The 14,471-nt window shown below is 46.6% G+C and carries 15 protein-coding genes, 1 tRNA gene and 1 pseudogene; 7 read left to right on the forward strand and 10 right to left on the reverse strand.

The annotated features are described in order from the left end of the window. The first annotated feature begins 65 nt into the window (after window positions 1-65). From flgA to VBY75_RS05580, 6 genes are all read left to right on the forward strand, one after another. Window positions 66-797, forward strand: coding sequence for a flagellar basal body P-ring formation chaperone FlgA (gene flgA / locus VBY75_RS05555; protein ID WP_416511423.1), 732 nt, complete (start codon window positions 66-68; stop codon window positions 795-797). 81 nt (window positions 798-878) lie between these two features. Then, complete coding sequence (gene flgM / locus VBY75_RS05560; RefSeq protein ID WP_271331628.1) at window positions 879-1,202, forward strand: flagellar biosynthesis anti-sigma factor FlgM; 324 nt, start codon at window positions 879-881, stop codon at window positions 1,200-1,202. Further along, the gene (gene flgN / locus VBY75_RS05565; RefSeq protein WP_199493133.1) at window positions 1,202-1,603 is read left to right on the forward strand and encodes a flagellar export chaperone FlgN; all 402 of its coding nucleotides are present in this window, start codon (window positions 1,202-1,204) and stop codon (window positions 1,601-1,603) included. The genes flgM and flgN overlap by 1 nt, the downstream gene beginning before the upstream one ends. 57 nt (window positions 1,604-1,660) lie before the next feature. After that, window positions 1,661-2,140 carry an LPP20 family lipoprotein gene (locus VBY75_RS05570; protein WP_054491211.1) on the forward strand — a complete coding sequence of 160 codons (480 nt, stop codon included), beginning with the start codon at window positions 1,661-1,663 and terminating at the stop codon, window positions 2,138-2,140. Between the two features lie 94 nt (window positions 2,141-2,234). Further along, the gene (locus tag VBY75_RS05575; protein WP_416511426.1) at window positions 2,235-3,398 is read left to right on the forward strand and encodes a flagellar assembly protein FlgT; all 1,164 of its coding nucleotides are present in this window, start codon (window positions 2,235-2,237) and stop codon (window positions 3,396-3,398) included. A gap of 40 nt (window positions 3,399-3,438) precedes the next feature. After that, window positions 3,439-3,512 (forward strand) — tRNA-Arg (locus VBY75_RS05580). On the opposite strand, the gene VBY75_RS05585 is transcribed toward VBY75_RS05580, so the two are convergent. Continuing rightward, the gene (locus VBY75_RS05585; protein ID WP_224798054.1) at window positions 3,474-3,851 is read right to left on the reverse strand and encodes a response regulator; all 378 of its coding nucleotides are present in this window, start codon (window positions 3,849-3,851) and stop codon (window positions 3,474-3,476) included. The genes VBY75_RS05580 and VBY75_RS05585 overlap by 39 nt on opposite strands. Between VBY75_RS05585 and VBY75_RS05590 the strand changes: the two genes are divergently transcribed. Then, window positions 3,786-3,992: a hypothetical protein gene (locus VBY75_RS05590; RefSeq protein WP_233399207.1), complete on the forward strand. Its 207-nt coding sequence runs from the start codon at window positions 3,786-3,788 to the stop codon at window positions 3,990-3,992. The genes VBY75_RS05585 and VBY75_RS05590 overlap by 66 nt on opposite strands. Window positions 3,993-4,001: 9 nt before the next feature. Here VBY75_RS05590 and VBY75_RS05595 read toward each other — a convergent pair. From VBY75_RS05595 to VBY75_RS05635, 9 genes and pseudogenes are all read right to left on the reverse strand, one after another. Beyond that, window positions 4,002-5,927: pseudogene (locus VBY75_RS05595) on the reverse strand (putative bifunctional diguanylate cyclase/phosphodiesterase); the annotation flags it as partial. A gap of 11 nt (window positions 5,928-5,938) precedes the next feature. Then, complete coding sequence (locus tag VBY75_RS05600; protein WP_222236666.1) at window positions 5,939-7,600, reverse strand: sensor histidine kinase; 1,662 nt, start codon at window positions 7,598-7,600, stop codon at window positions 5,939-5,941. After that, window positions 7,590-8,834, reverse strand: a complete 1,245-nt coding sequence (locus tag VBY75_RS05605) for a sensor histidine kinase (protein ID WP_416511428.1) — start codon at window positions 8,832-8,834, stop codon at window positions 7,590-7,592. Before VBY75_RS05605 ends, VBY75_RS05600 begins: the two co-directional genes overlap by 11 nt. Before the next feature lie 14 nt (window positions 8,835-8,848). After that, window positions 8,849-9,649 carry an alpha/beta fold hydrolase gene (locus VBY75_RS05610; RefSeq protein ID WP_416511430.1) on the reverse strand — a complete coding sequence of 267 codons (801 nt, stop codon included), beginning with the start codon at window positions 9,647-9,649 and terminating at the stop codon, window positions 8,849-8,851. An 83-nt stretch (window positions 9,650-9,732) separates the two neighbouring features. After that, window positions 9,733-10,536 carry a sterol desaturase family protein gene (locus VBY75_RS05615; protein ID WP_416511432.1) on the reverse strand — a complete coding sequence of 268 codons (804 nt, stop codon included), beginning with the start codon at window positions 10,534-10,536 and terminating at the stop codon, window positions 9,733-9,735. After that, window positions 10,529-11,164, reverse strand: coding sequence for a CDP-alcohol phosphatidyltransferase family protein (locus tag VBY75_RS05620; RefSeq protein ID WP_416511434.1), 636 nt, complete (start codon window positions 11,162-11,164; stop codon window positions 10,529-10,531). Before VBY75_RS05620 ends, VBY75_RS05615 begins: the two co-directional genes overlap by 8 nt. Beyond that, on the reverse strand, window positions 11,157-11,810 hold the full coding sequence (locus VBY75_RS05625) for an ATP-binding cassette domain-containing protein (protein ID WP_416511437.1): 654 nt from the start codon (window positions 11,808-11,810) through the stop codon (window positions 11,157-11,159). The genes VBY75_RS05620 and VBY75_RS05625 overlap by 8 nt, the downstream gene beginning before the upstream one ends. Beyond that, entirely contained in the window at window positions 11,794-13,413 is a 1,620-nt protein-coding gene (locus VBY75_RS05630; protein ID WP_416511439.1) for an ABC transporter permease subunit, read from the reverse strand. Before VBY75_RS05630 ends, VBY75_RS05625 begins: the two co-directional genes overlap by 17 nt. Beyond that, the gene (locus VBY75_RS05635; RefSeq protein WP_416511441.1) at window positions 13,392-14,471 is read right to left on the reverse strand and encodes an ABC transporter substrate-binding protein; all 1,080 of its coding nucleotides are present in this window, start codon (window positions 14,469-14,471) and stop codon (window positions 13,392-13,394) included. The genes VBY75_RS05630 and VBY75_RS05635 overlap by 22 nt, the downstream gene beginning before the upstream one ends.

Here is a 14,471-nt window from a genome sequence, read left to right on the forward strand (position 1 = left end):
TGACGTTATACCGTTTTTTTCGGCACTCGACCAGAGAACCTTAACGAATAACATCAGGAATTTTTATGATAGTACGTAAATCGCTACTGATCAGTTCGCTTTTTATTTTCGCTGCAGTGTTTACCGGTATAGACTCGGCTAACGCGGATGAAACCAGTAAAAAGCAGAGCCTGCGCTTTGATTATAAAGCCCTACAGGAGTTGGCTCACAATTACGTAGAGCAAAGAGTATCAGCCCCTGATAACGGACGCGTGGAAGTTGTTGCGAATAACCTTGACCCTCGCATGACGCCAAAAGTCTGTCCACAACAACCGAAAGTTGATTTAGCCAATAACGCGACTTTAGACAGTTACACGACAATTGAAATAGAGTGCACTGCAGCCGCTCACTGGCGAACTTACGTGCCTGTCCGTATATATCATTATAAAAATGTCGTTACAGCTGCTTCTCCAATGTCGCCGGGGCAAATGATAAGCGAGAGTGACTTAGTTTATTCTGAAGTTGACCTTAATCGTGTGCGCTCCAATGTATTCACTGACATGACAGCTTTAGTGGGCGCTCGCATTAAAAAGCGCATTAGCGCAGGGCAAGCAATAAGCGCCAGCGACACCTGTCTTGTATGTGAGGGCCAAAGCGTTACAATAGTAGCTCAGGATAAAACATTGCGAATTACTGCTGCCGGAAGGGCATTGGCTGATGGCCTTAAAGGTGAATCAGTGGTTGTTGAAAACGCACGGTCGAACAAATCGGTACAGGCTGTTGTCACAGGATTAAATGAAGTGACCGTCAATTTATAAAATTGTTAAAATATTTACTTAAGTTTTTTTGAGTACGGTCGATAAGTAACCGAGAGACTTTATCTAGCGAGGCTAAACACAATGCCAATTAATATTAACAATGCCGGGCTGAAAAATGCCAACATTGACAGCAAATCCAGTAATCGCCAAGTGCAGAACGATGCTCCGGGTAAGCCTGCATCGGTTTCGCAAAAAGGCGGAGACGCCGTTTCTCTAACAAGTGAAGCGCAGCAACTGGGTGGCTTACAAGAAAAAGCCATGAACAGCAGCGGAATTGATCAAGCCAAAGTTGACAAGATCAAAGCGGATATTGAAAGCGGTTCATACAAAATAAATGTTGAGCAGTTAGCAAATAAACTGGCTCAGTTTGAATCTGACTTGTTCAGTAACGGCAATAACGAATAATGACCGTGTTGGCGCCTGTCAATGAGCTCCTTCAGGAAATGGCGGACTCGCTAGATACCCTTGCGTTGCTACAGCAACGTGAGCTAAACGCCATAGTTGACCGCCAACACGCCGATGTAAATGCTATTACAGAGGCAAAGGAAAAAGCCCTGGCCAGAGTTAATCAACTCGACCAGCAGCTTGCCGAACACCCCGATAAAGAACAGCTCAAAGATGATCCCAATTTGGCCGAAGCCGTTGCCGCAATAAAAAGCACCCTGAGTAACGTCCAGCACCAAAGCCAGGTCAACGAGCAGGTGGTACAGTCAACATTGAATAGTATCGACCAGTTGAAACAAACCATTTTACAGTCTGCACGAAAAGACAGCCTCACCTACGATAGTAAAGGCAAAATCCGCTAAAGATTTCTGCCATTCAGCCGTTACAACCATAAGTACTTTGTTCTATCAGAGGTCGTTATGGCTAAGCATCTACTTTCTTTCGCGTTACTCGCATCTACACTGCTATTAAGCGGATGTAGTGCTTACAACAACTTAGCGTATGATCAAAAACACGTTGAGTGGGAAACTCAGACCCCGGATGAATTCCCGGTTCTGAATGCGGTTGGTTACGCTCCTATCGAAACTCAGCAAGGCGAAAACGCTCAGCTAAAAGATCTGAACGCTATGCGTGCCTCCAAACTTGCGGCCTATCGCGAGCTGGCCGAACAAGTGTATGGTCAACGTATTGCCGGTGGTAGTTCAGTTGAAGACTGGGCGTTAAACCAGGACAGCTTTCAGGCTTCCGTTGACGGTGTTATTCGTGGTGCCGAAGTGGTAAAAACCTACACGGTTGGCGATTATTACGCGACTGAACTACGTCTGGATTTTGAGAAAGTACATCGCCTGTATCAGAGTACAAACCGCCAGCAAAAAGTGAAGCGCGTTGTTTATTACTAGGTTCTGATTTCCTCTTTCAACATGGCAGGGTTTTTGCAGCTAATTCCAATAGCAAAGTAACGACTAAAAACTGACACTTGGGATGCATAACACCATGAACTGGAAAAACCTGCTGCTGATCACTTCTGTTTTCTTTATCGCTATGCCGAGCGAAGCACGTTGGGTAGAAGCCCAGGGTACCGCCCGCATTATAAACGGCGATACCGATGCAGCACGTCAAAAAGCTATAGAAAATGCGCTGCAACAAGCGCTTCTCACTTCTGGCGGAAATATCTCCAGTATTCAACAAGTGGTTGACGGCGTATTACGAAACACTGAAACCCAATGGAGCAGTCAGGGTAACGTGGACCAAGTCACTATTGTTCGCGAAGAAGTTCGTGATGACCGCGTTATTGTCCTGCTGCGAGCTGACATCTGGAACCGCGAAGGCGATTGCACCCGAAGCAGTTACAAAAATTCCGTTACTATCGTCCCGTTTGAATTGCGCGATCGCGCCCATGGGACCTGGGGACAAATCTGGGAAATTGGAGAAGTTGCCGCAGAGCGTTTAGCGCGTGAGCTTGGCGGTGTCGGCAGCCAACTACATATTTCTCATACCTTGCAGCGACATGCGGGACTCGGGCAAGCACTGAATGGCCTTAACCTGGAAGAGCTGGGCCGCATGGCTCGTAGCCTCGGTTTAGCCAACGACAGTCAGTTTGTTGTCTTTGGTATGTTTGACGACTTAGCCATGATGGACACCAGCTCTAACTGGTTCTGGTCCAGCGATCCAAACCGCCACTACGCCTTAACGCTTTACCTGCTGGATGCGACAACCGGACAACTGGTTACCCGCGCACGAGTCGAAGACACTCAGCCCTGGACTTTTGATCGCAACATCGATGTTGATGTTGCCACAGCACAGTTCTGGAATGAACCCTTCGGTGCCGCACTAGACAGCGGCTTGCGCGATTTAGCCTCTGGTGTGAAAGAGCAGGTAGTTTGCAAACCCGTACGAGCCAGAATTATTGCCGTCGATGAAAAAACGGTTCAGTTTAATCTGGGTGAAAAACACGGCGTAAGCCCGGGCGATAAGCTTAAAGTTGTTCAGCCCAGTCACTTTACCGATGATCAGGGCCGTTACCGTCAGAAATGGCAGGTGAGTGAATTTGAGGTGGAAGTTTCCCAAGTGCAGCAATCTACGGCTATTGCTAAGCTGACTAAAGGAAATATGTTACATAATATTCAGGTGAACGACTGGGTGGTGCCGGTTAACTGAGGGTGAAACCCGCGACAGCTTCTGGCATAATCGCGGGCACGTCCTCGTAGCTCAGCTGGATAGAGCATTCGCCTCCTAAGTGAAAGGTCGCAGGTTCGACTCCTGCCGGGGACGCAAACTGTTTCTTACCGTCTGCCGTAACACCTCGTCATCCCAGGGTTTATCTAAAAACCGATACACTTCACTTTCATTAATTGCCTGAGTTAAAGCATCCTCGTTTCTATAAGCAGTCAGTACAATACGGGCGGCGTCGGGGTACATATTTCGCACGTTAGAGAGAAACTCTAAGCCTTGCATATTCCTCATCCGTTGGTCAGAAATCACAACATCCACCGGCTCATGCGCCAATATATTAAAAGCCTCTTCAGCATTAGATGCCGTAAAAATATGGTAGCCGTCTCTTCTCAGCAGGCGCTGAAGCGACTTCAGGACATTTTCTTCATCATCAACAATGAGAACAGCCTGACGCTCGTGCTCTTTGAGTTTCTCATTGATGTTACTGCGGTAGTCTTGCAGAAAGCTCAGTACTTGCTCTTTGGCCATTGGCTTCGCGAGCAAAAAGCCTTGCATCGCATCACAGTGGCATCGACGTAAGTATTCTTGTTGCGCGCTGGTTTCAACCCCTTCGGCTAATACTTCCAGTCCCAGATGATGGGCCATAGAAATTATCCCTTCAATAATTGCCGAGTCATGGCTGTTTGAAACCATGTCATTGACAAAACTACGATCAATTTTTAGCAGGTTCACGGGTAAGTTCTTTAGGTAACTTAAACTTGAATAGCCCGTACCGAAATCATCCAATGCCACCTTAACACCTAGTTCAGAAAGCTCATGGAGTTTACTAATGGCCAGCTCGGGGTTTCGCATAAAGACAGATTCTGTAATTTCCAGCACCAACTGTGCCGGCTTAATTCCTGTTTCTGTAATTACGTCTCGCACTGTATCAACGAACTCGGATCGCAAAATGTGAATTGTAGAAATATTCACAGACACCGTCGTCAAGGTGTCTCTCTTAGCGGCCAGCAGAAGAAAGTCTTTACAGGCCTGTCGTAAAATCCAGCCACTCAAAGGGACAATTTGGCCCGTATTCTCTGCAACTTCGATAAAATCGTCCGGAGAAACCATGCCCAGCTCCGGATGATTCCAGCGGATCAACGCTTCCACACCCGTAACTTCGCCATTAGAAAGGTAAAACTGTGGCTGATAAAACAACTCAAATTCTTGCTTCTCGATACCAGCCTGCAAAGAGTTTCGTATCTTAAGGTTCTTAGAAACCTGATTATCGAGCTTCTGATCAAACCATTGATAACTTCCATTTCCAAAACGCTTGGCTTCGTACATCGCGATATCCGCCTGCTGTACCAGCTTAAGCGGGTCTTCATTGTAGCTGTTGGTTATTGCAAGCCCCGCCGTTGCCGACAGGTGCAGCTCACTGTCATCAATCATAAACGGACTTTGCATCGCCTTAATTAAACGCTCGGCGACTACCACAGCGTCACTTGAGTGACTCAGCTCAGGCAAAACAGCAACAAACTCGTCGCCATCCATGCGGGCTAAAGTATCGCCGGGCCGAAGGCACTCGTTCAATCTCTCGGCAGCTGCCTGCAGCAGCTTGTCGCCAATTGTGTGACCCAAAGTATCATTAATTGGTTTAAACCCATCGAGACCAATAAAAACAACCGCCAACTCAACGTCGTTACGTCGGCACAAGGTTAGGCTTTGTTGCAGTCTATCAGCTAACAGAACTCGGTTAGGCAAGCCTGTTAAAGTGTCGTGGTTAGCAAAAAAGGCCACTTTCTGTTCAAGCTCAATACGGTTGGTTATATCCTCAAAATGCACTAAGCGAACTGGCTGTCCCTGCCAGTATGTCTGAATGCTATAGTGTCGCACTCGTTTTTGCTTACCATCAGCTAAATTGAGAGTGGCTTCATGACTAAAGGCATAGTTGCTGCTGTACTCTAAAGGCAACTTGCGTCCGCGAAGCTCTGCATTGCTTTGCAAAAGAAGTTTCTCTGCCGCAGGGTTCGCATACATAATCACCCGGTTGTGATCGGCTAAAACAACCGGTTGCAAGCTGTCTTCCAGCAAGTATTCGAAAGTCAGCTGACTGTCTAATAAGTCTCGCTGGTAGTTACGCCGTTCCAATGTGTAATAAATGCTTTTCTTCAAAGCCAACGGCGTGACTTCGGATTTTTCCAGGTAATCTTCTGCACCTAACTGAATGGCTCTTTTACTCAGGTCATCCGTACCCTGCCCGGTCAGAAAAATAACCGGAGTCTCTACATGGTTCTCTCGCAAGCACTCAATAATTGCTTGTCCGTCATCTGCTCCAAGGTGAAAGTCACACAGAATGACATCGAAGTCTTCTCGCTGAACTTTTTCTATAGCTTCTTGCTTCGACTTCACCCAGCTAAGCTGGTATTCAGGCGCGCCTTTTAATAACAAATCACGAGTCAAAATGTAATCGTCTGCGTCATCTTCTATCAGCAGAATATTCAGTGCTTCCGTTACGGATAAATTCATAATCATTCCAGCAAAAGTTACTTCGGTAAAACGAGCTTAAAGGTCGTCCCCTGGCCAATATGGCTTGTTAAACTGACTTCTCCGTTATGTAGATCGATAATTTTCTTAACAATAGCTAACCCCATTCCCGTTCCGGGTACCTCACTACGAGAATGCAGCCTCTTGAACGGACGGAAAACCGATTGATGGTAAGTTGCTTCAATACCAATACCGTTATCTGAACACGCAATAGTGACTCTATCGGCACTTGTTGCTGTAGAATATAGCTCTATTTTTAACTTTCTATCTTTTCTGGCGTATTTTATTGCGTTGGTCAATAAATTATCGAACACCCGCGCAAGTAATTTAGCATCAGCGGTTAGCCTATGCCTAAGGTTTATTTCGACCTGAGCCCCCATAGCTGAAAGCTTTGCTTGATGCTCCTCCAACACCTGACTGGCAATATCATTCAAATCAACAGGTTCCAGTTTTAAAGAGTCCCGGCCTAGTTTTGCCAGCTCAAGTATTTCTGCAATGAGTTGCTGCATACGACGAGATGCTGAAACCATTCGCTCCAGATAATCCCTCTCTTGCTCTTTTAATTCCGACTGCTTTAACAGCTCACCAAAACTCACAATTTTTCTTAAAGGTTCCTGCAGGTCATGCGAGGCGACGGCCGCAAAATTTTGTAACTCGTCGTTGACCTGCTCCAGCTCACTGTAGGTTTTCTTAATTGAGGTAATATCTTGCGCTATACCGAAAACACCAACAACTTTACCGTCTTCATGCATTGGGATATTACTGACGCTTAAATTAAGCCGTTCACCTGAGCGTCTCTGTATAACTGTTTCATAATGCATTGGCTCACCCTTCAGTGCTTTATCGAAAAACAATGCAACACGAGGCAGCTCATTTGACGCAAGAACATTCTCATAATGCTGACCAACCACTTTATCTTTCTCTCTTTCCAGAAAATTTTCACCTGATTTGTTCAAGTCGGTAAAACGACCGGATAAATCTAATGAAAAAGCGGCATTGGGGTTATGATCAAACAGCGAGCGATAATGTTGCTCTGAACGATGGAGTTCTTCCAACGCTTTGTCTCGCTGAGAGGTCAGCTGATGGAAGTTCAAAATAACATCCCGGCAAATATACAGCATGGTCAAAATGAGAAAATGCCCTACCAAGATAACGCCGGGGACAGAGTCCTGCAAAACACTGGCACCATGCAAAGTCTGGTTTAGCGCATAAAACCACCAAATGCTCGCAAGGATATAAAGTAACAGCATTATCCATAACCAGTTTCCGTCTTTGCGCAGGTTGTTAGAAACCGTGAAAAAGGGCAGGAAAATGAGTCCAACTCCAGTTATAGCGGCTAAAAAACCGGGAAACACGTATAAATCTGTCTGAAAAGCAAAATACAGTTGCCAGCCACTTAACAGAAAACAGAACCCGGCTATTATCCAGCAAATAACCCGTTGACGATGAATAAAAAGACGAAGCCGCCGAAAATAAGAAAACACAACACCAGCGACGCCGACGCCAGCAGCCAATAAAGCATCGGTTAATGACATACGAAAGCTAACGCTGACCAGACCCACGCTAATAACGAAGCAGCCAATACTCCCCCATAACCAGCACGCCAGAGTCAAAGAACGCCAGTAACTGCGGGCAACCATCGGTAACCAATTATATTCCATGCTCATCCTCGGAGTTATTTGCCGGGACGGGGAAAGCCAAATAAATTCGGGTTCCCTCTCCTAATTCGCTGGAGATCCTTAAGCTCCCACCAAGACTTTTCATAATGCTGTAACTAATTGACAAACCAAGGCCAGTACCCTCGCCCTCAGGCTTAGTGGTATAAAAAGGCTCAATTGCTTTTCTGGCGGTTTCTTCATTCATACCACAACCATTATCTTCAATAATCACTTCGACTTGACCACTGTGACATTTGGTCGTTATGCGGATAACGCCAAAACGCTCAATTGCATCTGCTGCATTTAACAGGACATTCATTAAAACCTGGTTGACCTTAGCCGGGTCACAGTAGACAAGCGGTAAATCCGGCAGGTAGTTTCGGCTTATATCAACTTTACGCCGAAGCTCACCGCTCATTACCCGTAAGGTTGTATCAATTTGCTTATGAATGTCACACCAGTCCTGTAACCCCGAGCTTCGGGTGAACTGGGTAAGTGCCCGGGTAATCTGAGTAATTCGCTGTATGCCTTCATTGGTTTCATTGAGCAGTGACAGTAAATCTTTCTCCAAAAAAGCCAAATCAACGGACTCTTTCTGTGCAGCACTAATATTCTGGTTTTTATGGATGAAATCTAATAGCTTCTGACTGTATTGGCTTAAAGTATTCAAGTTTGAACGTATATACCCCACCGGGTTATTGATTTCATGCGCAATACCTGCGGCTAATTGACCCAGTGCGGCCAGCTTTTCCGTTTGCAAAAGCTCTGAACTCACCGACTCCATTTTACTCAGCAACTCAGACTTGAGGGCACGTTGCTGAAGTAACTCTCGTTCCCGACGTTCAAGTTCCTGATTAATTTCTTGGGTCTGATCTCGTTCGCGGATCAGCTGGCGTTCCAATATTAAATGCCTGTCTGCCGGCATTAGAATAAGAGAAAAGCATTTTTTATCATCAACAACTGCGTTTGCAACTAACATTCGGGGACCGTCCGCCGTTTTTAAATAAAGCGTCACTTGTTCGCAGTCGTTGCCCTGCTTTAAATTGGGTTCAATTGCTGAAAGAAAATAAAGCCTGGATGCTGGTGTTAGTAACTCACCCAAAGATTTTCCAACGATTTCCTTAGGAGCTAACTGAAGACACAGGCAAAGGCGATCGCTCACCTCTGTAACAAGAAGCTGTTCAAGTTCGCATTCCAGCGCCAAAACCGGCCATTTTTCCTTTCCGTAGTCAGCCATTTCCATTTTACCGTTTAAACAAATTCACTAATGTACTGCGCCACAAGTTTTGGGGCACTCAGTTGTGGGTAATGCCCACGAGCATCCATAACCACAAGCTTAGCTAAAGGCAGTATTTCTGCCATGTACTCGGATACTTTTAACGGCACAACAATATCAGCCTTGGCTTGCAAAATAAGTACCGGGCATTTTAGTTTGGGTAAGGTGTCTCTTACATCTGAATAGAAAGTTGCTTTCGCAAAGTTGCGCGTTAACTGAGCGTCGCCGGCAGTAAAATAGCTCTCCAGAGTTTCAGCTAATTGGGGGGTATCACTATTCTCCATAACCTTAGGGCTCATATATTCGGCCCACTGAAAAAAGTTTTGCTCCATTAAAACCATTAATTCATCAACATCACTACGACTAAAGCCACTTTCATAAGAGGGCAAGTCATGAATATAGCGTGGTGAAGGATTCAGCATGACTATTTTTGATACTTTATTGGCAAGCTCGGGATACGCCAGAGACGCAATGCTCCCACTGACGGAGTGCGCAACTAAAGTGATATCGGTTAAGCCAAGCGTTTGAACGACTTCGGTGAGATCTTGTGCATAGCCTTTCAGTGAATCATAACGTTTACTGATGTAATTACTAAAATCCGATTCACCACAGCCTACATAGTCGAAAGTCACTACCTTATAACTGTTCGGAAGTGCCTCAATGATCGGCTCCCAAATACGCTGCTCGCAACCAAAGCCATGAGCGAAGAGTAATGTTTTACTTCCTTCACCGCGGATCCGAACGTTATTCCGTATTGCTATCTGCCGCCGGTCCATACTTTTTACAATCTCTTAACATACAGTATAAGGGTTGATAGCAAAGTTTAACGGGTAAGGCAAGATAAGTGTGAAGCCCGAGGTTAGTTGCGAAAAGGAATTTTTAGCAGTCCCCAAAGTTTCGTCGTAATACTCGCATCTCTATATTCTTTTAAACCAATATCGACTTGATCAGAACCCGCCTTAGGCTTGGAAGTAAAACTGCCAAACAGATGATCCCACCAACTGACACTAAAACCGTAGTTGCTGTTGGTCTCTTCTTTTTCAACACTGTGGTGGATGCGATGTAACTCCTGGGTAATCAGAACTTTACGCGCAGCGCGCTCCAGGGGCTTCGGCAACGCAACATTGCCATGGTTAAACAAAGAACAGGCGTTGAGAATAATTTCGAATACAATAACAGCCAGTGCCGGTGCACCCAGCGCAAGAATGGCAGCAGCCTTGATAAAAAAACTGAGAACAATTTCTGCGGGATGAAAGCGCAAACCGGTGGTTACATCAAAATCAGGATCGGCATGGTGCACCCGGTGCATACGCCATAACACAGGAATACGGTGAAACAGCCGATGCTGCCAATAAAGAACAATATCCAGCGCTACAAGGCTAACCAGAACAACAAACCAAAACGGGAGTTCATTGCCGGCAGTGCTGCTTAAATAATGAAACAGCCCCCACTCTTGTTCTGATGCCCACAAAGCAATACCCGTGAGACCGACAGGTGCGATAACTCGCAGCAGTAAGGTATCAACCGCAACAATAGCCAGGTTAGCAGTCCAACGCTGTTTACGGCTGTAGCGCGGCTTTCGCTTTGGCGCGAGAAACTCCCATAAAACCATAACCAGTAAGACACCAATAAAAACGCTTAGACGCCAGAGAGTTTCAGACATGATGCTCCTCCGCCGCTACGGGCTGCTTTAATGTCCGGTAACCAGCAACAATACGCGTTATTGCGGTAACCCAGCATGCGGTAGCAAACACGTAAGCCAGCACTGAAAAGTGTTGGGGCCACAGACAAAACGCCACAAAAGCCATAATAGTTTCAAAGCCCTCGGTTAAACCGCCCATATAGTGCAACGACTTATTTGGGTAGTCCGGGTTTTCAATGCCACGTTTACCGGCCACACTGGCAAAAGCTAAGAAAGTCGCGCCGGTTCCCATAAAGGTAACAAGCAAAACCCCGGCGGCTATGGCGTTTTGTTCTGGCACCGCCAGTAAAAAACCAAACACCACCGCACTGTAAAAAATGAAATCCAGCACGATATCAATATAGCCACCGGCATCGGTTAACTGCGTGCGCCTTGCCACTGCCCCGTCTAAACCGTCAGATACCCGGTTCACTAAAATTGCAACCAGTGCCAGTTCATAATACTGGAAAGCCAGTAAAGGAACCGCCAGTAAACCAATGAAAAAGCCAGCAATGGTGACCTGATCAGCACTGATTCCGGCGCGTACTAAGAGTCTCGCTGGTATATCCAGAGCTTTGCGGGTAACAGGGAGCATTTTAGGGTCAAACATTAACGCTTTCTCCTCTCATCTCAATCACTCGCCCGCAGGCATCGGCAGTATCATGAGTCACCAGCAACGTTGGAATTTCCCTTTCCTGTAATAGTGCAAAAGTCCACTGTCTGACATCTTCACGCAGGCCTGCATCTAACGATGAAAAGGGCTCGTCCAGTAACATCGCTTGCGGCTCTGCCAGCAATGAACACAGTAAAGCAACGCGGGCATACTGTCCTCCACTTAAGCTGTCGGGGTAAACGGGCCATTTATCTTCAAGACCCAGGGTTTTCAGCATGGTTAAAGCGCGTTCTTTCTGTTCAATGCGGTTCAAATTAGAGCGTGGCTTTTGAGCAAACAGGCAGTTCTCTTCAATCGTCAAATGGGGGAATAAACCACCTTTTTGAAACATCATGCCTAGCTGACGCTGCGCAATAGACTTACCGGTGATGTCCTCACCATTTAAGCTTAACTGTCCCTGAATACGAAAGTTAACCAGAGGTTCTCCCAAAATCCAGCGTAATAAAGTCGACTTACCGACGCCACTGGGGCCCATTAGTGTCACAACTTCGCCTTTTCCAACGGTTAATTCATCCAGCTGGAATAAAAGCTCCGCCTGGTCGCCTCTCAGCAGCTCAATTTTAAGATCACGAATGTTCAGCATAGCTTTCCTTCCTGATTCCCCCTACGGCGATAAAGACCAATAAAGGCAATAACATCTGCAGCAGTGCGTAAAGGCTGCCTATACGCCAGTCTCCGCCACTGGCCACACTCACCGCTTCGGTGGTTAAAGTAGGCGTAACTCCTTGCCCCAACCATTGAGTTGGCAAGTACTGAGCAATACTGACGGAGAAAGCAACAGCAAAAGCAATGGCAACCGGTTGTTTTAGCATTGGCAGCATAACTCTCCACCAGACTGCCCGTGCCGAGTAACCAAGGCTTTGTGCCCGAATCAACCATTGTTCGTTAAAGCTGGTATAAGCGCCATGTAAGACTAAATAAGCATAAGGCAAAGTATATACGGCATGAGACCAGAACACCCACCAAAGCTGCCAACCTTCAGTTAACTGTTGGCCAAGCACTCGTTGCCAGCCTAATACCAATGGCACCTGCGGAATTAACAAAGCAATAAGAACCGGCCAGTAAAATGAATTAACCGCTTTTTGTCTCTGCCTTTGCAGTAAAACCATTGCGGCTATAGTTCCGGTAGTTGCGCTGAGTAACGCCAGCCAAAAACTGTGAACCGTTGGTTCCAGCAGGTAACTCCACTCCGTTTGCCAGCGCTCAGGACTTAAAGCAGCCGGCCATAAATCCGGATAAAACCAGCTTGAGGCCAGGCTTTGTAACGCTAAAACAGTAATAACCCCAAACGAGAGAAAGCCTAAAAAGCCCCACGCATAACGGCTGGCCTTGTCCGAATTAAATCGCTCTGGCGTGCCCGCGCTTTTCCCCAGTACTAAACGGCGATACAGAACAGAATGCTTTGAATTCATTAAGAGTAAAAGCAAAGCCATTACTAACAGAACCCAGGCACCTGTCATTGCTTTTATCTGACTATTGGCTGCAAACTGAAAGGTCCATTCGTAAACTCGCTGAGCCAATACGGCAGGCGTGTTACTACCAACCAATAACGGAATATCAACCACAGACAACGAGTAAATGATCACTGCTGCCATAGGAAGTGTCATCCGGCGCAATAATTCCGGCGTCACGATACGCCACCAGGCCTGGCGTTCGCTATAGCCATAGCTCTGAGCCTGAACAAGCCAGGACTTAACCGGTAATTGTTTTAACTGAGCCGATATCATCAACAACAAAAACGGCAGCTCTTTTAAGACCAGTACAGTTGTCACTGTCACTAAGGATTTTCCCGGTAACGGCCAACCTGCCGGCGGCGCGGGGAAGAGCCCGCTGACAGCTTCCACCAGCCGCACTAGCCAGCCCGACGGGCTCATTAACAGCATAAGTCCCACCGCAAAAGCCACTTGCGGAATAGACAGCAAAGGGGACAGCAACTGTTGTAAGCGCGGTTTACGAAGTATGCCTGGTGCCATCCAAAGCGCCAGATAGCACGCTACAAAAGGCGCCACAATCGCAAGAGCAAAGCTCGACAATATCGATTCGTAACCCAATAGTAGTTCGCTGAATGCCGCTAAACTGACTCCGGTTTTCGCATCAAGAGATGTCAGCAACAGGAAAAACACACCGCTGCCGACAGGCAGAATAATCAGCAGTAACCAGACCGCTATTGATAACGCGCGGACCATTCCCGCTCCAGATAATTCTGCCAGCTGGCATGAAAGTCATCGGTAGGTTCGAGTAACGCAGAGCTCTTATCACCTTTTTGCGTGCGTTTTAAAACGGAAGGATCGCCCCAGCGGTTGGTATCGGCTTTTCTTTGCTGCGCCTTTTCAGACAACAAGAACTCGATGACCGCCTTTGCAGCTTCGGCATTATTCGAACTGACCGGAATGGCCAGATAATGAGTATTGGTTATGGCTTCATCTGACAACGTATGACGCTCAACACCGGCCGGCAATCGCCCATGATTAACTAAGGTTTGATAATCATTAGGGTTAAAACTGACCGCCATTAACAACTGCCCGTTCGCCAGATAAGAAATTTGTTCTCCGGCTGACGATGGAAAATTTTCACCCTGCTGCCACAATAGTGGATGCAGTTTGTCTAAATAGTGCCATAAAAGCTTAGTCCATTCATTCGCATCAACTTCGCTTACTGGCTGCTGAAAAACTTCACGCTGTTGCGGATGCAATGACAACAGCAGTGACTTTAAGAAGGTGGTGCCATGAAAGTCCGGCGGCTTAGGGTAGCTGATACGACCTTTATTTTCCCACGCAGCGTTCAGTAATGCTTCGGCACTCACTGCTTTTTGGCTGAAAAGCCCAGGGCGGCTAATAAGGTTAAACTGCCCGACACCCCAGGGCACTTCCAGTCCTTCAACCGGTTCACCAAAATCGCTCTGCCAGTTAAGTTCTGGGCTGATGTTATTTAACGCTTTAATTTCATCGGCAATGGAGCGTAAAGCTCCGGCTTTTTTCAGTGCGTGAAAGTTCTCGCCGTTTATCCAGATAATGTCGGCATTGGAGCGTCCATCAATTAATTGCTTAACCACCTCAGAGGCATCGGCCACTTTATTGTGGCGAAGTTGAATACCTTCAGCCTTTAGCTCTTTCTGAGCCCAACGTAAGTAACTATTTACTTCCGACGAGCCACCCCAGGCATAAAAGTTCACCTCATTCGCTTTTAACGGCGAGGTGGCAAAAAGTGTCACAAACAATAAACTGATGGCTGCTATAAAACGCAT

This window comes from Idiomarina sp. HB (genome assembly GCF_048059115.1).
Taxonomy (GTDB): Bacteria; Pseudomonadota; Gammaproteobacteria; order Enterobacterales; family Alteromonadaceae; genus Idiomarina; species Idiomarina abyssalis.